Origin of the sequence: Brevibacillus laterosporus (assembly GCA_007833815.1) — a bacterium.
Classification (GTDB): Bacteria; Bacillota; Bacilli; order Brevibacillales; family Brevibacillaceae; genus Brevibacillus_B; species Brevibacillus_B laterosporus_D.
Genome location: CP033464.1, coordinates 2,779,104 through 2,800,567, shown reverse-complemented (window position 1 = coordinate 2,800,567; position 21,464 = coordinate 2,779,104). Strand labels below are relative to the sequence as shown.

The 21,464-nt window shown below is 36.7% G+C and carries 17 protein-coding genes and 7 pseudogenes; 5 read left to right on the top strand and 19 right to left on the bottom strand.

What is annotated here, in order from left to right; translation table 11 throughout:
* Window positions 1-185 precede the first annotated feature (185 nt).
* Complete coding sequence (locus tag EEL30_14750) at window positions 186-686, top strand: hypothetical protein (protein ID QDX93435.1); 501 nt, start codon at window positions 186-188, stop codon at window positions 684-686.
* 88 nt (window positions 687-774) lie between these two features.
* Here EEL30_14750 and EEL30_14745 read toward each other — a convergent pair whose 3' ends face one another.
* Together EEL30_14745 and EEL30_14740 are read right to left on the bottom strand one after the other, a co-directional pair.
* Window positions 775-906, bottom strand: a complete 132-nt coding sequence (locus EEL30_14745; protein QDX93434.1) for a sporulation histidine kinase inhibitor Sda — start codon at window positions 904-906, stop codon at window positions 775-777.
* 563 nt (window positions 907-1,469) lie between these two features.
* On the bottom strand, window positions 1,470-2,621 hold the full coding sequence (locus EEL30_14740; GenBank protein QDX93433.1) for an MFS transporter: 1,152 nt from the start codon (window positions 2,619-2,621) through the stop codon (window positions 1,470-1,472).
* A gap of 181 nt (window positions 2,622-2,802) precedes the next feature.
* Between EEL30_14740 and EEL30_14735 the strand changes: the two genes are divergently transcribed.
* Complete coding sequence (locus EEL30_14735; protein QDX93432.1) at window positions 2,803-3,684, top strand: LysR family transcriptional regulator; 882 nt, start codon at window positions 2,803-2,805, stop codon at window positions 3,682-3,684.
* Between the two features lie 195 nt (window positions 3,685-3,879).
* On the opposite strand, the pseudogene EEL30_14730 reads toward EEL30_14735, so the two are convergent.
* From EEL30_14730 to EEL30_14705, 6 genes and pseudogenes are all read right to left on the bottom strand, one after another.
* Window positions 3,880-4,577: pseudogene (locus tag EEL30_14730) on the bottom strand (HK97 family phage prohead protease).
* Window positions 4,578-4,661: 84 nt separating this feature from the next.
* A pseudogene (locus EEL30_14725) lies at window positions 4,662-5,041 on the bottom strand (phage portal protein).
* Window positions 5,042-5,712: 671 nt separating this feature from the next.
* Window positions 5,713-6,696 (bottom strand): glycerophosphodiester phosphodiesterase, encoded by a 984-nt coding sequence (locus EEL30_14720; protein QDX93431.1) that lies wholly within the window; start codon window positions 6,694-6,696, stop codon window positions 5,713-5,715.
* A gap of 341 nt (window positions 6,697-7,037) precedes the next feature.
* Entirely contained in the window at window positions 7,038-7,718 is a 681-nt protein-coding gene (locus EEL30_14715) for a formylglycine-generating enzyme family protein (protein ID QDX93430.1), read from the bottom strand.
* Window positions 7,719-7,875: 157 nt separating this feature from the next.
* Window positions 7,876-8,606 (bottom strand): annotated as a pseudogene (locus EEL30_14710) (hypothetical protein).
* A complete protein-coding gene (locus EEL30_14705) occupies window positions 8,578-8,955 on the bottom strand; it encodes a phage terminase small subunit P27 family (GenBank protein ID QDX95777.1) in 378 nt (125 codons plus the stop codon). The pseudogene EEL30_14710 and the gene EEL30_14705 overlap by 29 nt, the downstream one beginning before the upstream one ends.
* A 157-nt stretch (window positions 8,956-9,112) precedes the next feature.
* Here EEL30_14705 and EEL30_14700 point away from each other — a divergent pair, with 157 nt between their 5' ends.
* Window positions 9,113-9,676, top strand: a complete 564-nt coding sequence (locus EEL30_14700) for a cupin domain-containing protein (protein ID QDX93429.1) — start codon at window positions 9,113-9,115, stop codon at window positions 9,674-9,676.
* Window positions 9,677-9,965: 289 nt separating this feature from the next.
* On the opposite strand, the gene EEL30_14695 is transcribed toward EEL30_14700, so the two are convergent.
* From EEL30_14695 to EEL30_14685, 3 genes and pseudogenes are all read right to left on the bottom strand, one after another.
* Window positions 9,966-10,292: an oxidoreductase gene (locus tag EEL30_14695; GenBank protein QDX93428.1), complete on the bottom strand. Its 327-nt coding sequence runs from the start codon at window positions 10,290-10,292 to the stop codon at window positions 9,966-9,968.
* Between the two features lie 55 nt (window positions 10,293-10,347).
* Window positions 10,348-10,539, bottom strand: a pseudogene (locus EEL30_14690) (HNH endonuclease).
* A 478-nt stretch (window positions 10,540-11,017) separates the two neighbouring features.
* The gene (locus EEL30_14685) at window positions 11,018-11,254 is read right to left on the bottom strand and encodes a hypothetical protein (GenBank protein ID QDX93427.1); all 237 of its coding nucleotides are present in this window, start codon (window positions 11,252-11,254) and stop codon (window positions 11,018-11,020) included.
* Between the two features lie 114 nt (window positions 11,255-11,368).
* On the opposite strand from EEL30_14685, the gene EEL30_14680 reads away from it, so the two are divergent.
* A complete protein-coding gene (locus EEL30_14680; GenBank protein QDX93426.1) occupies window positions 11,369-11,893 on the top strand; it encodes an N-acetyltransferase in 525 nt (174 codons plus the stop codon).
* 285 nt (window positions 11,894-12,178) lie between these two features.
* Here EEL30_14680 and EEL30_14675 read toward each other — a convergent pair whose 3' ends face one another.
* Complete coding sequence (locus tag EEL30_14675; protein ID QDX93425.1) at window positions 12,179-13,144, bottom strand: tetratricopeptide repeat protein; 966 nt, start codon at window positions 13,142-13,144, stop codon at window positions 12,179-12,181.
* 1,095 nt (window positions 13,145-14,239) lie between these two features.
* Here EEL30_14675 and EEL30_14670 point away from each other — a divergent pair.
* On the top strand, window positions 14,240-15,259 hold the full coding sequence (locus EEL30_14670; GenBank protein ID QDX93424.1) for a hypothetical protein: 1,020 nt from the start codon (window positions 14,240-14,242) through the stop codon (window positions 15,257-15,259).
* 114 nt (window positions 15,260-15,373) lie between these two features.
* On the opposite strand, the pseudogene EEL30_14665 reads toward EEL30_14670, so the two are convergent.
* The 7 genes and pseudogenes from EEL30_14665 to EEL30_14635 form a co-directional block, all read right to left on the bottom strand.
* Window positions 15,374-15,723, bottom strand: a pseudogene (locus EEL30_14665) (hypothetical protein).
* A 346-nt stretch (window positions 15,724-16,069) separates the two neighbouring features.
* Window positions 16,070-16,165 (bottom strand): annotated as a pseudogene (locus EEL30_14660) (bacteriocin uviB).
* A gap of 598 nt (window positions 16,166-16,763) precedes the next feature.
* Entirely contained in the window at window positions 16,764-17,312 is a 549-nt protein-coding gene (locus EEL30_14655) for a hypothetical protein (protein ID QDX93423.1), read from the bottom strand.
* An 81-nt stretch (window positions 17,313-17,393) separates the two neighbouring features.
* Window positions 17,394-18,260: a hypothetical protein gene (locus EEL30_14650; protein QDX93422.1), complete on the bottom strand. Its 867-nt coding sequence runs from the start codon at window positions 18,258-18,260 to the stop codon at window positions 17,394-17,396.
* A 537-nt stretch (window positions 18,261-18,797) separates the two neighbouring features.
* The gene (locus tag EEL30_14645; protein ID QDX93421.1) at window positions 18,798-19,025 is read right to left on the bottom strand and encodes an aspartyl-phosphate phosphatase Spo0E family protein; all 228 of its coding nucleotides are present in this window, start codon (window positions 19,023-19,025) and stop codon (window positions 18,798-18,800) included.
* A gap of 401 nt (window positions 19,026-19,426) precedes the next feature.
* Window positions 19,427-20,716, bottom strand: coding sequence for an XRE family transcriptional regulator (locus tag EEL30_14640; GenBank protein QDX93420.1), 1,290 nt, complete (start codon window positions 20,714-20,716; stop codon window positions 19,427-19,429).
* 287 nt (window positions 20,717-21,003) lie between these two features.
* Window positions 21,004-21,353 (bottom strand): annotated as a pseudogene (locus EEL30_14635) (hypothetical protein).
* Window positions 21,354-21,464: the final 111 nt, after the last annotated feature.

Here is a 21,464-nt window from a genome sequence, read left to right as displayed (position 1 = left end):
TACATAGTACGTCATAACGCGCCATTTGAAAAGGGGATAACCTTTTATTCATAGTACATAATCTGTTAATTGCCCTTGAAAGCGTTGTCAAATAACTCTTTTAACCAACACATTCATTGCAGCACCTTACATCCTGCGATACAATGGTCAAGTAGTATGAGCGCAAACAGAGAGGAAGACCGCAAATGGCAGACGTGATTGTAGTAAAGGGAGCTGTACAATTCCCTATCACCATTGATCCAAGCGTTTGGGTATTTGATGACCGAAAATTCGAACTGTCTACTTACGTGGAACAGTGTAACCTAGAACAACTCGAGACGGAGAAATATATTCGTAGTGCAGCTCTTCATTGGGAAAAAGAAATGAAGGAAGGTTCCGCTCCTCCCAGTGAACGCAAGAGTTTGGCAGAAGAACGAAAAGTACTAGAGGGCGATTATGCAATCAAATTGGCACCTTTCTTGGAAAATGCCAAGCCCCATGCGAATGCTACCACTCTACGCATTCATCGGGAACAACAAGATTACGTAGATGTCTCTTTAGAAGAATCCAAACAAATTATTCTTCAATTCTCGAAAGACGGCAAGCCGATTCGAGAGAAAGGTCCTGTGTTGTTATATTTTCCACAAGATCTACGCGACAATAAGCAACCTCTGAATAACATTACGATGTTTGAAATCATGTTCTAGTAAAAAATAAGTGCCACCCTTACACAAGGGTGGCTTATCTCTATTTGCCCGTTTTCTATAATATGTCTGTGTTTAATGCCTGAATAACTTATGCACTTTGAAAAGAGATTTTTCTACGCGCCATTTCAGCTTCTACCAAGAAAATAAAATCGGCATCGAGATGAAGGGCGACTGCACGTTGATATACTTCTATCAACATCGTATCACTCAAGTATCTCACGCTTGTCACCTCCCTTGTGTTCTATTCGTATTGTACCAGCTTACAAAAAAACGAACAACCGTTCCGATATCCACAAGCACTGTGGAAATCCTGTTGATAGCCTGTGGGGCAATTGTGCAAAACATCCCAAAACAGTTATGTACCCTTGTGGATTTCTTTTTTAAATTATCCACAAACAATTAAATATTGTCGAAAAATATAGATTTATTCAAAGAAAAAGACGGCCTTTATGGCCGCCCTCTTTTCTATCCAATTCACTTTCAATTCCTAGATTCGCTTTTTGATTGTGAGGCTATTGCATGGAGACTCGAATAATCTCTGTAACAACAACCATAGCGAAGACAGCAAACCCGAATGAACCCGTATAGAATAGCATGTGGCGAATTTTCTTTTTATCTTCCACCTAATGTCCCTCGCTTTCAACCAGAACCTGACTCCGGTAGTATTTATATATATGCATACGTATGAGAAGCCCATTTCGTTTCAACTTTTGAACACTCTTCTCGATATATTTACCCCGAATTTCTGATTTGAATCGACAGTCAGTGACATATAAGTGAGAATTAAATAGCCACTCCCTTAGTTTGTACCGCTATTCTTTGTTCCATCCGATACATATTCCAGCACACAATAAATCCGATTGCTAAGCAGATACCCCACGGCAACCATGGCATGTGTAATTGTTTCCCAAGCTCATATGCCCATCCTCCTAATAAGGTACCAATAGAGCCACCTATAGCAAGTGCATAGCCGTTAAACCCGTAGTAAGCTCCCAGTTGGTTCTTAGGGGCAAAATAAGGGACCATATCGATCAAATAAGGAACAGAAATCATTGTACCGATCGCAAAAATACTAGCATCAAGTAAAATCATCCATAATTGATTCGAAAAGCTAAATAAAAATAGTCCAGATGCCATTATCAATGTACCTAATCCAATTAACGTAAACCGTTGACTATAGTTGCTCAGCCATTGTAGCACCCTCATTTGAAACAAAATCGTAACGATAGCTACCGTTGATAACACAGTTCCCACTGCCATTTTACTTTGCAAAGTATCCTCAACAAATTGGGGGATAGCCAAAAACAATTGCATATAAATATAATAATGCCCTATCAATATAAGCGTATAAAGCATAAAGTTTCGATCCAAAAATACGGTCTGAAAGCTCTCCCACACATTAGATGTAGTGGCTTTTACTGCAATCGGTGGTAATACTAGCAAGACCACCCCTGCACATAAGAAGTATAAGCTTCCTGCAAAAATGGAAAGCCAATAGAAATCGACCATAATCAATGCTGTACCGACCAGCTGTGAACCAACAACGCTTACGTTGTTTAAGACATTCTTTACGCCAAATACATCTTTACGGATCTCTTCAGGCGTCAATACAGCGTATGAAGCACTAACAGCTGGTTCAAACAGTGAACCTCCCAAACCAGAAAAAACTGCTGCAAGGAAAAAATGCCATGTTTCGGTACAAAAGGCAAAAGCGAGAAAGCCCATTCCTCGAACGACCATTCCTAGCATCATCGTCAGCTTATACCCGCATCGATCAGCAATAATGCCTCCCAGAAAGGCTACACCCTGCTGAGAAAATTGACGCACACTCAGGACCAACCCCGCCATCGATAATGCCCATCCAAAGCTACCCGTCAAATAAAGGGTCAAGTATGGAATTAACGCATAAAAGCCTAGGTTCATACAGAAGGACATGGCAAGCAACCATCTAATGGAGCCTGGTGTTTTCCTCAAAATGTGGAATCCCTGTATCACAACTGTCACTCACTTTCGATTTTTCAAATTATAACTATCTACAGATTACAAAGTATTGTATGATTTGAGAAACGAATCTTTTTGTTCACTGTAATCAAATATATGCATAAGAGGTTTTTCCATGGACTTTGAGCAGTTAAAGGCTTTTTATACACTGGCGCAAACACGTAATTTTACTCGAACAGCTGAAATCCTCCATTTGGTTCAATCCACGGTTACCATGCGTATTAAGCAATTAGAAGAACGCATTGGTAAGCCCTTATTTATTCGGGATAAACGAAGCGTTGAAATCACACAAGCGGGGCTCGCATTATTGCCATACGCGGAACGTATTATCAAGCTAGCTCAGGAAGGTATGCAGGAAGTCGCTTCCTTACAGCCCTATGAGGATCGTCTTACGATCGGTAGTGTCTCTTCGCTCTGGTCCTATGTACTAGAGCCAATACTGAAGGAGTACTATTTACGTTATCCAACTATTGCCGTTAGAACCAAAACCGGGCATTCTTCAGACATCAATACCTATTTACATGATCAAATTATTCAGATTGGTATGGTATATACCCCTCCCTCTCTGCCTAACTATGAAATTATTCCGTTTTACGAGGATGAGATTCTGTTGGTAGGCGCACCTCATCACCCTCTGAGTTCAGCAGAAAGTATTGCTGTAGATGACTTAAGCAAAATACCGCTGATTCTAGTCAATTGGGGTACCCCATTTACAGAATGGATTGTTAAGACCCTCCCACCTAGCTATGTTCCACGGTTACAAGTAGATGGAGCTCATCTCGCCCTTGATTTGGTACAAGAAGGACTTGGTTTGTCACTAGTAACCCGCTCCATGGTACGCAAGGCCCTAGAAGATGGAAGCATCTGTTTGATCAAGCTAACAGGAAACATTCCTCCCAAACGCCCTGCCTACATCGTTCTACCAAAGGAGAAGAAAAATCGTCCAAGTGTAGAAAAGTGGCTTCAGTTGATGCAGGAATTTGGTTACAACTTTTAGTAGGTACACAATACCTAGCAGACAATAAAATAAGTATATCTTTAGTAAATAACATAAAAATACTCATGTCAGTTCCACTGGGAACAACATGAGTATTTTTTATATGCAATGGAGCGGGTTATGGGAATCAAACCCACGCGATCAAAAATAAAAAAGAGATTTCTTTTTTATTTTGAAAAGAAATCTCTCAATAATTCATTGGATTCTATTTATAGGCAATGTTGTACTAAAATCTATCCCCAAATAGGAATAATCAATCGTCACTGTAGTGATTGGTTCATCTTGTTTCAGCATTAAAGCATACCTCGCACCTTTATACTCATCATCATATGTGATAGATGTGTGTTTACTTATAATAGCGTTTTGAATATTGATTGAATCGAATTTATTGCTATCAAAATTTTCCGTCTCCAGATAAAATTCTTTTTTATCCGTTTTTAGTTGAATTTTTGCTTTTAAAGGTTGCTTCTGATTGACCTCAACATTTTTGATTTTTATGTCTGCAACCCCATCATTTCCGAGTGCCAGCAACAAAAATGTTTTATCTTTGCGCTGCTCTTTTATCGTGATTTCAAATTGCTCTATGCTCCGTTGATTCACTTCGCTAGACTCATAGGCCGGAAAGGGTGTAGGGGATATTTCAGCAAGGTTTATATCTGTCAACGTTCGCTCATAGACATCTTCGTCCTTTAGATATGTCCAAGCATCTTTTCGGACATGAAAACCAAATGAACCCCCGTCAACATCCCCACGTTGGATAGATTCGTAACATCCTTGCCCCAGGTGTTGTTAGGTAGATCAAGTTCAAATCGTAGACCAATATCATCTTCACTCAACCGTAACGTTTGGTTTTGAGTTGAACCCAGAACGTAGTCCGTTCGATGATTCCACAGAGCTTTTACCGTGTTTTCTTCTAGACTTCGAGTAAAGGCTCCTTGAGCCCTTTTTCGTAAAATTCCCCATAAATCAGTTTGCTTCCCACTATTTAATTTCAACCACTCGGTTCTGGCCCGATCCTTCGCTTCCGGCTGCAAGATATCAGGAACCTTTAAAATCCCTCTGCTTGTCGTTCCGTTTGCGTAAAACGCACCAATGAATTTATCAGATGCTTGCTTAATGCCAATTTTTTCACGAATTACTGAAATAGAGGAGATGCCTTTCAATCCCGTTTTGCTGATCGCTTTTAAGTGAAGTAGATCAAACTACGGAATTTTGCGTTGTTCTCCACTATGCAATGTCGTTACATACCACACTTCACCTGTTTTTAGATCGGTAGTTACCCCTGTAACGGTCATAATACTTGCGGCCTGCCATCCCATCCCCAATCAATAAGAGCGTAGGCGTTTCCCCATAACATACATGCACCTGTAGCAACTCTTTAAACGTGTAGGCGCCATCAAGTTAAGAATTTGGTTGTTCCCCAAAACGAAAAAATGAGCTGAATTCTCATAAATAACTGTAGAAAGAGAAAATTTTCGTTTTGGGGATACTTCAAAATTATTTGTTGTATGTTCTCAGTCATCAGTAAAAGATAATCTTTCTTCTTCTGAAACCACTTTTAATATAAAAATAAACCTGGTTATAATAGCACATAGGGAACCAGGTTTATTTTTATGAATTAGCCGAGAACGCTCGTGATTTTAATCATGAGATGAATCTCGGACAAAGCGTGTCTTCTGACACGTTAATTGTCCGACTACTTCTTTGAATAACTAACAAGAACAGGTATACTAATCTTGTACAGATTGCTCATTGAAAACGGAATGTATGGGGTTGCCATAAGGAATGCTTTGTGGCGTAAAACATTCAAGCACCTTCGTCCTCTCTGACCGAAAAGCGAAAACCAAGCAGTAGGTCAGAGAGAAGAGTCCAACGTACACTTTTTTTCAATAACCGTAGGGACTACGGGGATAGCCTGCTAATTCTCACTTCGTTGGATGTGATAGCGCAGGAATCTCGTGGCTTTAGCCATGAGAGGTTCAAATAAGTATTTAAGTAAACGAAAAACTATGATTGTTACAGCGTGCTTTACTTCTTAAATAAAGGTGCTATTTTATCAATACGATTTGTCCAAATACCACCTGTATAATCGTTAGGAAGGCGTTTTATATCTTCAGGCGAGTCAAACCCACTTGAAAACCCCATCCCATTTCCTCCTACAACAATAACTCGCGTATCCGCTTTATCCATTCGATTAAGAAAACGATTTGGCCATCCCCATAGCCACGGAGCCACTTTGTCAGGTATATGTAACTCTCCATGATGAAGGCTAGAAGGAACGTAGCCAGTCCATCCTATCGCGATATAAGTAAGAAGGTCTTTTTTCATTGTAGCTTTTGACATTGTTCGTAAACTAGGGATGCGTTCCTTTATCGCAGCAATTGGTTTATCGCCGCCATACACAGTTAATTGATCGAGGCGTTTAGTTGGTAGTTTTTGAAGGTACTCAGCCATTTGGACTCCTTCTTTTTCATCATCACTTTTAATATGAATAAGAAAAGAACGATCAGGAAAACGGTTAAGTACTTCATCCAGTGTTGGCATAAGATTAATCCCCTTGCCACGAAACGGGAATGTTTTCCCACCATCAGCCGTATAACCGTAACCAATATCAAGTGCCTGCAATTCTTTTGTAGTATAGTCTCTTGTAATACCTTTATCATTGGTACGGCACTCAAGAGTCCAATCATGAAAAATGACAAAATTATTATCTTTAGTTGGTTGAACGTCAAATTCCACTATATCTGCACCAGCTTTAAAAGCAACATCCATAGACTCAAGGGTATTTTCCAAATAAGGATGTTCGGGTTCATGTATACGCTCCGCTGTACATGTATCACCCTCTATGCCTTCCATAGTGAATGTTTGCGAAAGCCCTCGATGAGCAAGAAGAAAAGGGGAACCCTCATTACGCTTAGCAAAAAAAGAGCTGTTATTAACATAAACAAATACGAATAGGACAAGAAGTATCCAAGTAGTTTTACGTTTCAGTAATTTTTTTATTTTGTTCATTGTATTCCCCTTTTCAAAATCGCTTGAAATGATTAAACCATGTTTGTTGTTTAAATACTTTCAAATACTACAATCTAGCTTATTTTTTAACAATGGTTATGATTGGTAACAAAGGGGTACCGTTGTTCACGAAAAATAATGTTTTAGACTCGTACTTCAGAACTGATGCGAGTATTCAAACTTTAATAGCTTTTGCCTCGGATAAATATGTTTTAGACTGAGCCAACTAATATAAATAAATGCAGTCTAAAACTTAAGTCTTAGACTGCACCTTATCTTATTGAACTATCGAATCCGTTAGCTGAGCTGTAAAACCTCGAAAGTTGGCTTGATTGTAGAAGTTAAAGAGACTGGGCAAGGCGGAATCCAAGGTCGTCTATGCAAAATGACGGATGGCTACGACGACGACACGAAGCCCCACATCCCCTAGCCTCTTCAGCCAAGCTACCTCCTCGAAAAATTCGGTAGGAGCCGTACGCTTCTTCATCGTATAAATCCCAACACCACTCCCAAACATTCCCTAACATATCATACAAGCCCCATGCATTCGGTTCCTTTCTTCCTACTTCATGGATATTGCCACCTGAATTTTCATTATACCAGGCAATCTTATCAAGCTCTCCGTATCTATAACCAGTAGTCCCTGCTTTACATGCATATTGCCACTCTGCTTCTGAAGGAAGTCGATAGCCGTTTGATTCCCAATCACAAATAATGTTTTCACCATCATTACTTATCGAATAACACTCTTTCAGTCCAGCTTTTTGTGACAGTAGATTACAAAAAGAAATGGCATCATTCCAAGAAATATTCACAACCGGTTTTAGATCTCCGTCAGAAGAATTAGGTGATTTATTTGTAATAGCATAGTATAGACCCGTAGTTACAGGATACTGGGCAAGAAGAAACGGTCTTATTTCAGCTTTCCATTTTCTTTTTATTCTATCGTCTCTTAATTCTATTTCCCCCCCTGGAATTTTTACCATTGGATAGTCAATGTAACTCATTATTTCATTTAACACCTACCTTCCTCCTAATGATCTTTATTTTACAAATTTTACCTCGTTAAGAACCATTGAATCAATACAATAATACCGTGGTTTTTTGCAGATAACTGCCCGTTAATTGGGTTGCATTGTACGGATCGTAACAGATTTCTTTGATCTTCCATTTCTTTTATTGCTCCACACGCTGGATATACGCCTTAATAAACGTGTAATCCACCACAGCACCAGGAGTGGCCGTCATCCATCCTTGCTCCACAAATAGATCATAGGGGAATCTATCTGTTTTTCGTTTAACTGCCAACGTATCTTCCGGCATAAACGAATGGTTGAGAATGACAATGAGGCCATCTTTTAGATCAAATTCAAACGACACACTTGTTAAGTCAATTTTTTTAGACAAGTCAATGCCAACCGTACATTCAAGCTCGACAAGATCGGGCAGCGTATCAACACCACATTTTGCCCAGGCTTCCAGTGACATGTACCCGTTTTCCTTCTGATCCACCCAACGGTTCATATTCTTGGTTAAGTAGTTTCGCATCTTCTCCGGCACGTCTAAAGCTGATTTCAGCTCGCCACGCAAATAAGCCATACCCTCGTCATATGAACATAAGATCGGGTTGGCTTTTATCCAGACAGATTCATCTCATAACTAGCTACAGCCCCCAAGGATTGCGACTTAGCATTTTTCCTACCTACCTGCCAATATGCTTTCCGAAAACGCCGTAATCACGTGTCCTTATACACCCAACCATACATGTTCCCGAAGACAAACACCTGGATTTCATGGGGAGTTATTCGTTTACCAGCAAGTTTACCTTTTGTGTGTCGAAACAAAGACATCCAATATAAAAACCGATGTGCTTTTTCCTCGTCAAATACATAAGGGAAATGTTCGGTACCCTTTGGTAAGGCCCAGGTCACTTGCTGCTGATCTACATTGCTTAAATAATTTGTCCTGGTTGATCAATAAATCTAAATAAGCTACGTCTGCTTCCTCCCATTCATTCATGTCCATTACTGCCCCGTCTTCATCATGAATTGCTTGTTTGCGCTGCACTGTCAATTCCGTTTTCAACAAGGCGTCTGTGACCTTTATATACATCTTTCGGGCATATAAAAAGCGAGCCAGTGCATCTACATCAAGATTAGTCATGATGCCGATATGCAGCAGCTCGCTTGCAATCTTTTTACATTCTTTTTTCAAGTCTTTCGGTAGGTAGACTAACGGGCAGTTTGCTTCAATAACTATAAAAACATGCGAGAAAAAATTGGATATCAATCGTTTGAAATTTTGTATTGTCATCGTTTTATTAGGACAGGCTCCTGCCCATTATTGCCCATTTTTCATTCCTATAAATAGGCAATTGCATAGGATAAAAGGAAAATAATGAAATCATGGGAGGAGAATGAATATGTACCCTAAATCATGCTATCACTATCAATGGCATAATCCAATGCATATCAACTGGAATAACAACAATTGGGATTATAATTGGAATCCTCATTATTATAATTGGAATAACAACTGGAATTCTTATTATGGAAACATCATTTTAAAAGATTATGGACCAAAACCATTTGTAGTGAATATTGACAAAGCTACTAAGCAAAACAATACTTACCGCACAGCTTTATGGACAGGGAAAAACTTACAAGTGACTCTGATGAGTATTAATGTTGGAGATGACATCGGTTTAGAAATCCATCCGACAACTGATCAATTCATACGTATTGAAGAAGGTCAGGGACTTGTTCAAATGGGGGATAGCAAAGATAAATTAGATTTTCAAGAAATGGCCTATGATGGCTATGCAATTATGATACCTGCTGGAAAATGGCACAATGTAACCAATACGGGTAATAAACCACTTAAAGTTTACTCTATCTATGCACCACCTAATCATCCGTATGGTACAGTTCATGAAACAAAAGCAAATGCCATGTCTGCTGAAGAAAACCACCATTACTAATTAATCGAGTGAAAATTATTGATGGGGATGAAATTATATCTCAAAAGTATTATGAATTGCCATTTTTAAAAAGCTTCGTTTTTTGGTGGATTTGTCCAATCACGAAAAGGAAAGGCTAGGTATGTATATCTGAATCCAAAACCTATTCAACCGAAATATTAAACCCAAAAAGTATTGTTTTAGAATAAAAAAGTATGGAGTTATTTACGTTAGGGGTTCAACTAACGGGTTCAATAGCTCAATAAATAAATGCCAGTCTAACACTTTATTTTCGTGTTTTGACTGGCTTTTATTTATAAAAATCCTTCCAAACAATTGTGTTACCAATGCGCTCAATTTTAGCTGAAATAAACCCACACTCTAAATCCCCACAATGAGAGCAGACTAATACAGGGACTCGATACCATAACAGAGGATGTGGCTTCTGCATCAGAAAATAACTAACCATCTCATCTTGATATTCTTTAATTCCCCATCCCAAACTAGGTACTACATCATACTTCCTAAACTGGTCAAAAAGTGATTTACCATCAATTATGAAATCTGCAAATTGTAGATCACAATCGTTACTAGTTTCTGTTCGAAACTGTATTGTAAGACTATTTTTCTTATCCATAAGCAACACCTTTAATTCAATCTGAAACCCATTTTAACATGGATAAATTGATAGATCATCTCCAAGCGCCTCTATCCTCTCTAGCAGTCTTCCGGTTATGACACTGCTCACATAATGGCTGCCAGTTGTTCCGATCCCATTACAACGTCTTATCTCCCTTGTGTGGAACGATATTGTCAACTACTGTAGCACCCGTTAGGAATCCTTTATCAAAGCGATGTTTGCAAAGTGGATGCTTTCTCAAAAATCCTTATCCAATTGATCTAAGGTTAGCCACCGTTTAATACCGGGAAAGTAAATACCTCTCACATCCTCCAATACGTACGTACGTGCTTGCTTTATTTGGCTGAATTTTACTCCTAAATTCAAAATACATCCCCCCTACTGCATAATTCGACAGTAAGGACTATTTTCCTAGTAATCCCTTTCGAAAAGACTCGAAAATCAGGGGTAAAATTCATTTTTGCTTTCTTGCTTTCTTATCTCATGCTACACATAAAAAATAGCTATCCGATTAATCAGGTAGCCTGTCCTTGCTTTTATTTACCTATTACCATCATATCACCTTGTTATCCAAACGGAGCGCCATTCTACCGCCAATATTCCGCCATGTAGCCGCCACTCATGAAGCCTCTTCCAATATGACCTCTGCTTTTAACATAAGTGCAAGTAAATAAAATGCTCTTGCTTTCTGTCTTTCATATGTCCGCTTGCTCATATTCAAGTCATGGCATAAGAGACAATCTAGGGCGTTCTCCTGCTCTAAATATCTTTTCTGGATAATATCTCTGTCTTGGAGAAAGACGGCTTACAGCCCATTCTACGCGCTCAGAGCGCCTTTTAACTTCTTGTTCTTGGTCTACATTCCAAACACCGCAATTTGCTACCGGGTCACTCGTTTTATTTGTTTCTCCGTGAAGTCTTGGTTCGTAGCTTGGAGTATTCGCCATCTCTCTACGCACAAAACCAATTTGCTATCTCCTATTTTAATGGCTCTGTTAAATAGCTGTGTTGATATTTGAATAAATCAAACGATTGTTCAATAATATAGAAAATGGATGAGAGCGAGTGGTAAAATGTTTCCTGTATTAGAAACAGAAAGACTTGTATTAAGAGAAATAACAGAAGAGGATGCTGAAGGTATATTTGCTTATTTTTCTAATACTGACGTAACACGTTATTATGGTCAAGAAAATTTAGAAAGCATAGAGCAAGCAAAAAAATTCGTTGATTTCTTTGCAAACAACTACAAGGAAAAAAGAGGTATTAGGTGGGGTATTGAGAGAAAAGGTACAAAAGGAATAATTGGAACAATTGGGTTTAATGCTTGGGCACCTAAACATAAACGGGCAGAAATAGGCTATGAAATCAATCCAGAGCATTGGCGAAAAGGGTATGCATTGGAAGCAATGTCGGAAATTGTATCATACGGTTTTGAAGTTCTTGATTTAACTCGTATAGGTGCTGTCGTTTTTACAGAGAACGAAGCATCTAATGAATTATTAACAAAAATGGGATTTCAAAAAGAAGGGGTCTTAAGAGATTATATGTATCAAAATAGTGTGCCACATGATACAAATGTTTATTCAATTCTAAAATAAAATTAGAAAAAACTTATGCACTAACGGTGTTAGTTGAATGTATAAGTAGGGGCTTCCGTATGGGGAAGTCCCTTTTTTATATAAATACCAACAATAATCTTTAACAAAACCATTTTGATAAGCAAAGACAGCTAAGTTACCTGTATTCGATGTATTAATTTGAACAGCTATTATAATGAAGAAACTCGACAAAATTTCGTTATTTTTAACAAGAAAAAACGTCCGATCTTTTATTTCGGACGCTAGTACCAACGTTTGATTTGCTATTTGAACAATGTTGTTGAATTATACACGGATTGCAAAATATTTATCGTAAATACTTACTATTTCTGGTTGTTTTCCATATTCAAACGCCATTTTGGTAAATAGGCGAGACGATTTTAAAAAGAATCTATTATTTGGTCTATTAGAGAAATAAGACAAAGCTTGATCGATGGATTGCAGTGCCTGATCTTTTTCTCCTAAGTGACAAAGCGATTCTGCAAGGGTTAATAGCGCTTCAGCTAGAGTATGTTCACTTGTATTGTTTTCAATAACGGCTTGACAAAGCGTTTTTGCTTCTTTATATTTTTCCGTTTGATTATATACTTTTGATAATTCAACCATTGAGTTGTTCATCCAATGTACTGATCCCTTCTCTTTATGAAGCTGGATAGCTTTTTCAAGATGAGAGACAGACAAATCGTATTTTTGTCTGCATCTATAAACAATTCCAAGATTGTTATATACACCTGCAATGCGGGCTTTTTTCTTGGAATCGTTATACAATTGTAGAGCTTCAAGAGCCTTAAAATTGAATTGTTCTGCCATCTCGTATTGTTCCAAATGTCGATAACAGACAGCAATTCCTGTGTAAATTTCTCCACTTTTGTATAATAAATCATATGCTTGATTTATCTTTTCAGCTTGTTGGAATTTTTCAATACCTGAGTAATATTCATCTAATCTTACATGCATATATCCTATTGTGTAATGTAGCGCAATTCTAGGTATTCCTGTGATTTCATGTTCAAGGGTTAATTGATAAGCCTCATCCAAATATGAAATAGCTTTATGAGGCAGTTCTTGCGTAACATAAAGTTCTCCCAAAGAGATAAGAGGACGGATGAGTAACAAAGGATTTGATGTTCGCCTAGCAAAATTGATACTTTCCAGAAAGTAGGAAGCCGCTTGGTAAAAACTCTGATCTGATTGAGCAATTACCCCCTTTCCCCATTCATAAACACTTTTCTCTGTTTCTTTCAGCACCATTCCTGAAATCCTACATAGTAATTTGTGTGTGTTTTCAAAATTGCCTTCTTCAATACTACTAACGATTCCTTTGTCTTTATCTGCGTTATCCTATTTGGACTCGGTTCTATGAATACTGCCGTTGGTTTTATTAAGCAAATGTCTGATCAGATAGGAATTTAAAAACAATAATTGCGTAAAACAGAATGCCGATATCACCTCTTCTTAATCGAAAAGGGTATCGGCGTTCTGTTTTTTATTTATTTGTTTAATGATTCAAACATTTAACGAAAAATTGGTATTATGTTTATTTTTTAACATATATTTACATTCAATAGTTTTGTTGTTAATATGATAACGAATTATATCTTTATTTATAAAAGGAGTGACACTTTATGAAATAATAGAACAACTAAAAAAGAATTAGAATTTTTAAAAAAGGAGGAGTAATGTCTCTTGGTGCGATCCATCACCAGATACGGAGATAAATATAGAAGTAAGAAAGTAAAAAGGGATGTTCCTATACGCCATACCAAGCTTAGGAACACCCTATAACAAGCATCTAGAAAATGCTCCTTTTAAGTTTAACATGTCCTCACGTTTAAAGTAGAAAATTTTTTATTATGAAAGTAGTTGTCGATCAGAATAAGCTGTACGGAATACCCTTTAGAAAAGAATACAGCCGTGTTTCAGCTATTCCTTGAAGACGCTAGGAGGTCTTTATTATGTTGGTATGGGGTGACTCTTATCAAGAAATTGAAATTGAAAGAGCCAGCTAGATTATTACGAAAACAAGAATTAAGACACCAATGGTCTCAACGCAGACTTGAGTTAAAAAAGGAAGCGAAAAGTATTCTAAAAAAACAGATAATAATTGGTATTAAGTGGGAGGGGTGACTATTTTTGTTTGGTATGTATTTGGATGAGGATAAAAATTAACGTCCAGAATATTCCCCCTAATATGATGCTACTACCTCCTCCGAATAATATCCCTGTGAAAAAACCTAATACAACAATGAGCAGGAGTTCCAAGAATATAGCCATAAAAAATAACACCCTTTTCCTCTTATAGTTTTTTGGTTTTATTGATAAATAAAAACAAAGGTGGAGTTAATTATGAAGAAACTTGCAATGCTTTTTTCTGTGGGCGCTATGACTATTTTATCATTAAACCCAATTCAAAGTTCAAGTGTATTAGCAAAAAATAATGAAAAGGAATTAAAGTTTACTGAGATATCATTGAAAGAGAAATCTCCAAAACCATTAAAATCTTTTAGCGGAGATAAAAGCAACTATTTTTTTATCCATAATGAGGGTAAAGAAATAGACACCGAAAAGATCGAAGAATATACCAAGGCAGAGCTAAAAATTGATCGCTCCACGACGGATGAAGGAGTAGCACCAACTTTAATAGGTGTAGGGGTATACGAATCAGACAGTTCTATTCGTGTAGATTACATTTTTGATCAGGTAGAAGAAGTACCTTTAGATGAAATCCGTACACATATTAAAGACAAAGTTGAAGAAACTGAAAATCAAAATTCTATCTCTTCTGATGAGGATACTCGCTCCGAATCTTACACGTATCGAATTAGAGATGAAAGACGAGATGAATTAGCTGGAGTATATACAAGCAACGTTGACTATACAAGAAAAGGAACCTCCACATTAGATAAGAAAAAAGTTTCCGTGTGGGATGTTAAGTATTTTAATCAGTCGGAGCCAAGAAATGATTATCAAACACGTCAATTGTCAATGCGTTATAAACATACTGGATTAGCCGATGATACACAGACCATTCGTTCTTATGGACCATACACTACTGATACCGATTCGTCTGCATCTGTTGGACTATCCGGTTTGGTTCCCTCAATAAGTTGGACGTTTAATACGAAATCAGCAAATATTACTGACCAATCCAGTCTATCGGATAACTATGCTAAATGGAATGTGGATATAGCTTTGGGAACCAAGACAGCAAAAAATAATTTTGTATGGGAACCCGGAGTTCGTGTAACAAATAGAAAAGGAAGAATCCAGTTTCAACATAACCATTATGTATACTATTACAGAAATCTTGATTCCAATGTTACTTTCAATACTGGAACAATCGAAGAAACCTTCAAAGATTTATAAAATAGATTTCGAAAAATTCAAGTAATCAAAGAAAATAAACGTCCGAACTTCAAATTCGGACGTTTATACTGTTATTTGTAGTCATTCCTTTTTTCGTTTTATCTACAAGCTAAATTACTTATTCTGAGGCTCCTGACCACTAGCAACGCGTACCCTATCAGCAAGTTCACCAAGGTATTTCGCTTGCTCCTTCATTCCCATTGCGTCACTAACTTTCCATTGTGTTTTCAAAACCAAGATAAGTTCATCTGCTAACATTTTATCCACAGTTGTTTCCCCTTCATATTTGCATTCCAAAAGTCTTTTTCCATCCAGTTCATGTCTACGTTGCCTTTGATACCAGCCACTTTCCCACAATCGGAATGCTGGAATACCGCCCAACGGCTCCATATTGGGTTTCCCATAGGCTGATTTGTTCCATAATCAGCAACCCACAATGGGAAGCCAGCAAGCTCTTTATTTAAGTAAGTCTTAGCAAAAGATGCCCCTGTTAAAGGATAGGGGTTTTATCTGTGCGAGCCTTGATGTGAGTAAGAAACGCTAAACAAAACGTTGTAATCTGTGGCGCTTTTAATCCTTTCGTTGTTTCTATATCTAGCACCACCGGAAAATCAAGGGGTAGTTTCTTCAAGCCCGAATGGATACCAATTGCGGCAGTAGCCTCAATGAATCTAATTTTCCTGCTTCAAGAAAGTCTCCACCAAACAGATAAGCGTTGCGATAGCCAGTGGAATAAGTGTATTTGGGTACCACTCTTAATTCTTTAGCTATGCACCGACTGCAATTACTAAACCAATCTGGCTTCACGTTCTCTCTTCCCTCTTTCTTAGTAGAAAATAGTAACCATACAAACAGAGCCGCAAATGGGCCTTGTTGGAGTACAATGTTAATGACCGCCTCTTCCATATTTCCTCTTCCTTCTTAATACGGGCAAATAAAAACGCCTCTCTCTAAATGAGAAAGACGCTAGGTGGGATTATGAGAAAAGTATACAGAGAGATAAAAATAAAAAAAGCCTTGATATACAAGGCAATTAGAGAAAAAATCTATGGAGCGGGTGATGGGAATCGAACCCACGCGACCAGCTTGGAAGGCTGGTAGTACGCTCCTGATCATGTATGTTATTTTCTGATAAAACCTGATTTATCAAAGGTTTTACTAATATCTATTTATGTTAATCTAAGATAATTTTGGGGCATTACTGATAGAATTCGTCCCCAATTCGTCCTCATCGTCCCCCCTTAAAACATAACTTCCCTTCTCAGTCGAGGAGGGATTTTTGTTATTCTAGCTTGTTCACGTTCTAGCATTCAACACTGCAATTTGTTATCTTCCATTTTGATAAGCAAAGACAGCTAAGTTACCTGTATTCGATGTATTAATTTGAACAGCTATTATAATGAAGAAACTCGACAAAATTTCGTTATTTTTAACGTCACGACTTGTACCTTTTTACACAGGGGTCTGTGGTTAGACAATTATTTTCTCATTCATTTTGTATAAGTCAACTACCCTCAACTATGCTTTTTGTCAGTAATGAATTCATTTGCTCTATAGACAATTTATATTTCGTAAGTTCATCCTGTTCTTTTGGAATGTCCATATTTAATTCTCTCTCTGCCTTATAAATATCCTTATAATATTTTGACTGCCCTTTTATATTATGTAGACTGTCCTTGTTCAACAACAATTCCTTTATCTGTTTCATAAACGATATTTGGTTATGCAACATGTCTACTATATCTTCTCGAATAAATGGATCAACTACTTTACTTTCCCCATTTTTATCACTCGAAACAATCATTGACACCATAAATAGAGAATTATTGGTTAAATAAATATCAACCATTCCATTAATATATATAATATCATCCTTAGTCTTAACTTCAGAAAGCTTGTTTACAATCTCGCCAAAGTTAAATAAGGAAACAGAGTACCCACGATTAAAAATATGCACTAATGTTGTATTTGTTGCATAGTTTGTTTCTACTGTTTGATTACCACAAGAAGTTAGTATGAATATGCTAATTATCAATATAAACTTTCGCATCATTCTTTACCCTCCTGTTACTTTGAATAAATTACCCGCAAAGGAGACATCATTAGATGCCTCCTTTTACATTATCACTTTTATTTAAAATTTAACCGCTCCATCATCCCATTTTTCCCAAGAACTTTCACTACTAGATGGGTTTACTGTGTAGGACAATGATGTCCCAATACTTCCTCTCCCAAACTCGAAAGATGCTTGTCCACTTGAACCAGACCCTTTAGTTACATAAGTATGAGTATATTTCGAACCGTATTCTAACCATTTACCTTTAACTTTAGGCTCAACATATACTGCCGCATAGGTATCAAAATCTTCTCTGTAATCGTATACATTAAACATGTAGATACCTTGTTTTCTTTTACTTCCATCTCTTAAAGAGGCTCTCTTTTCATCTCCTACTACTGCTTCGTAATAGGAAGCAACATCTGGGTCCCATTCAATTGATACTAGATCATATGATCCGTGATCGAAAACAGCATATTTTGCACCAAAAGTTGAGATTAACCGATAAAATGAGTCTTTTCCACGCTTAGACTGGGTGATTGAAAATTCTAAATCTGCCGCTTCCAAATCCGATGATGCTACAGAAGGATGTTCTGCCTTTTTAGATGATGCTATAGAAGAATGTTCTACTTCTTTAGTAGAGTATTCAATGTCCAATAAGCTTAGTTCTTGTTTTGCCTCATCAGGAGTTCCTTTAAACTCTTTCGTGAATGTGACAATAAACTTATCAAACTCTTCATCTGTCATACGATCAACCTGATTTGTTAATGAAGTGGCATCTTCTTTTAGTTCCTGTTCATCAAGTTGAAGAATATTTTCAGCAAACGATTTACCGTCTATACCTGCATCTGCCGCCTTGACTGTACCAACGAAATTTATTGGTGAGGACAAAATAAAGGTTGCTGTCAAAACAAATACACTTTTTATTACCTTTGATTTTTTCATTGAATTTTTACTCTCCCATTTTACATATTATACCATACGCAATTTTGATACCATAGTTTTCAAACAAATTTCCCCCACATCTAACTTAATAAAATCGCCATAATACCCCTCCTTTCTACTGCTTAGTTCAAATTGTATCAGGCGTTCTAGAATATCTGTAAGATTTTTACAAATAGAACGTATTTCAAACTATGACAAAATATTACATTTTTTGCGTAAACTAATAGCTAGGATTCGAAGCCTATTTAACCTTCGCTTATTCTTCTCTCTTTTTAAACAAAACGTTTCTAGCCTCATTTATTAGCTGTTGTCTACAAACAACCCTTTTTTTGATTTTCCTCGTTTTTCTAATTTTTTTTATCTTTAAAACCCATATCTCGATGTCGGTTAGCCCATATTAGAGACATGAATAAACCTCCTAGCTTACATTGATAATGTAAAAGATTTATCGGACATGGAATATCTGAAAACTAATTTTTCAATAAAGTTTTCCGTACAAATATTTCCTTATCCGATTAGATACAAAGATTTATTGCTTTATATTGAGTATTTTTTATCTTTTCCCATTTTTTGAATTTTGACGATATACTTATCTAATTCTTGGCTCTTTTTCACAACCTTTTCACTTGAGAAAGAGCCTTCTTTACAATACAACTGAATTAATTGTTGCCGTAGTGCTTCTGTAGCGTCCAATAATTCATTTTCATATTGGGTATTTTGTACTTCATCTGCCCACGAAGGAATGATAGAATTAATTTGAGGCACAGATAATGTTATTCAAGGTGGTAGGGACATTCTCGTAGCGTGGAAGCAATGGAGAATGTCCTTTTTTAGTTTTCCAGAATGAACACTAATATTAATCCCTCCTTTCTATCGCTTATTTGTAATTGTACCAGCCGTTCTGGAATATCTATCCACTTTTTGCAACTAGAACGATTTTCAAATTGTGACAAACTATCTCATTAATAATGTGCAATAAAAAAAGAACGCCATTTAAGCGTTCTTAATGAAAAAAATAATTGTTTCAATGTCCTGCATCATCTAAATATGCTTGTGCATAAGCTTGATATTCTAATTTGTTTTTTTCTGGTTCAGATAAAAAAGAAGGAAGTAGTACCGATAAGAAAAGCAAAGATAATAATAACTTTTTCATGATTTCAACTCCCTTATACATTTACTTTATTAATCTTATTATAAATATATACCAAATTACCCAAAATATCCGTATTAATATGTTTCTGATTAAATGATTGACAATTCAAAATAATACCTACACATTGATTGATTTCTTCATAGGCACTGATTTTTTCGTAATTAAGAATACTAGCCAATAGGGTGGTAATACCTTCATCAAATTTTCTAGTCTTAATTTCGTACTCTCCTTTTAATTTATGATACCTGCCTAATTCACGATATTTATATGGAGTGTTCACATCAATGAATATTTTCTTTTCTTCTATACATGTGAGAATGTGATAAATGGAATCTGTATCATTTAATAAAGATAGTACTTCTAATAGATCGTTCAATCTGTGAAGATAGGTATCCACCGTCGCTTCGTCCAAACATTCTCGCAGAAGAGGGAGTGCTGAATTATAATCCTCTCTTTTTAAATATATATTTGCTCTGATTGGTTTAGAATGATCTATAACAAATTGATAACCCATCTTTACAAAATTATTAACACATTCTTCAGCAGATTCATGGTCGTTCAGATGTATGTATGAGTGACACATTACCAAAGCTACCCTTTCTTTAAGTTCATTTGATGATGTATCTTCTATAAATCCTTTTTGACCGAACTTAATACATTTTTCATATCGCTTAATATTATAAGCGTGAAGCGCCATACGATAATAATAAGTTATTGTATCTTCACGAGATAGAAAGTCTGTATAATGCAGTATTTCTTCTCCGTCTCTTAATGACTCTTCCAATCTTTTTAAATCTTCTCTTTCGATCATATATTGTTGAAATAATCCATTAGCTACAAACTGTGGTACTCCATGCTGTCTGGCATATTTAGTAATAACTTTTGACAGTAGCAATTTTATTTCATCGCTTGTTAAGATTACGATGTGATCGTATAGGCGTTGCAATGATGTATAGGTATCCTCACTAGGGGATTCGAGAATTTTTCGAGCTACTTTAGATATAAAGGGAATGTTAGATATTTCATTGGCTTCTGCGAGTAGCTTATACAATGCCTCTACTCGTTGTTCCACTTCTATGTAATGTTCAACAATTTCTTTATAGGGTAGTGATAATACATCCGCAATTGGTTTAAGAGTTTTTAATTCCGGTCGTTTCGTTTCACCAGTTTCAATATAGTGTAAAACACCTTTGCTAATTCGTGTTAATCTTGATAACTCGGATAAACTCATCCCGATTTTTTCGCGTTTCTTTTTAATCAGATCGCCCAGTGATGTATAAATTAAAGTTTCATTCCTTCCCATTTATACCCCGCCTTCAACTATTTAGATTACCCTTATAAAATAATGATATTGTTCAAATGTCATATCAAAAATCAAATACTATGGTATTAAACTCATATAATAATACCTAATATGTATAATATTGTAAATAACAATAAAAATTATTAGATTGGTTCATTATTTATTTTCAGAAAATCTTAGATTTTAAATTCTATAAAATAAACATTCGCTATCTTGGAAAAAGGCAAAGCCACCTTGTATTTTTGCTGGTGGCTTCACAATCAAATCTTAGTGATATTTGACTTCCTTTATACGTTTTGAGGCTCCTGCCCACTAGCAATCCTTACCCGATCGGCAAGTTCACCAAGGTATTTCGCTTGCTCCTTCATTCCCATTGCGTCACTAACTTTCCATTGTGTTTTCAAAACCAAGATAAGTTCATCTGCTAACATTTTATCCACAGTTGTTTCCCCTTCATATTTGCATTCCAAAAGTCTTTTTCCATCCAGTTCATGTCTACGTTGCCTTTGATACCAGCCACTTTCCCACAATCGGAATGCTGGAATACCGCCCAACGGCTCCATATTGGGTTTCCCATAGGCTGATTTGTTCCATAATCAGCAACCCACAATGGGAAGCCAGCAAGCTCTTTATTTAAGTAAGTCTTAGCAAAAGATGCCCCTGTTAAAGGATAGGGGTTTTATCTGTGCGAGCCTTGATGTGAGTAAGAAACGCTAGACAAAACGCGGTTATCTGTGGCGCTTGTAAT

Excerpts from the sequence above, each read along its gene's own strand:
- EEL30_14750 (QDX93435.1), top strand. The coding sequence starts at position 186 with ATGGCAGACGTGATTGTAGTAAAGGGAGCTGTACAATTCCCTATCACC.
- EEL30_14740 (QDX93433.1), bottom strand. The coding sequence starts at position 2,621 with ATGTCCTTCTGTATGAACCTAGGCTTTTATGCGTTAATTCCATACTTG.
- EEL30_14735 (QDX93432.1), top strand. The coding sequence starts at position 2,803 with ATGGACTTTGAGCAGTTAAAGGCTTTTTATACACTGGCGCAAACACGT.
- EEL30_14720 (QDX93431.1), bottom strand. The coding sequence starts at position 6,696 with ATGAACAAAATAAAAAAATTACTGAAACGTAAAACTACTTGGATACTT.
- EEL30_14700 (QDX93429.1), top strand. The coding sequence starts at position 9,113 with ATGAATATGTACCCTAAATCATGCTATCACTATCAATGGCATAATCCA.
- EEL30_14695 (QDX93428.1), bottom strand. The coding sequence starts at position 10,292 with ATGGATAAGAAAAATAGTCTTACAATACAGTTTCGAACAGAAACTAGT.
- EEL30_14680 (QDX93426.1), top strand. The coding sequence starts at position 11,369 with ATGTTTCCTGTATTAGAAACAGAAAGACTTGTATTAAGAGAAATAACA.
- EEL30_14675 (QDX93425.1), bottom strand. The coding sequence starts at position 13,144 with ATGGTGCTGAAAGAAACAGAGAAAAGTGTTTATGAATGGGGAAAGGGG.
- EEL30_14670 (QDX93424.1), top strand. The coding sequence starts at position 14,240 with ATGAAGAAACTTGCAATGCTTTTTTCTGTGGGCGCTATGACTATTTTA.
- EEL30_14655 (QDX93423.1), bottom strand. The coding sequence starts at position 17,312 with ATGATGCGAAAGTTTATATTGATAATTAGCATATTCATACTAACTTCT.
- EEL30_14650 (QDX93422.1), bottom strand. The coding sequence starts at position 18,260 with ATGAAAAAATCAAAGGTAATAAAAAGTGTATTTGTTTTGACAGCAACC.
- EEL30_14640 (QDX93420.1), bottom strand. The coding sequence starts at position 20,716 with ATGGGAAGGAATGAAACTTTAATTTATACATCACTGGGCGATCTGATT.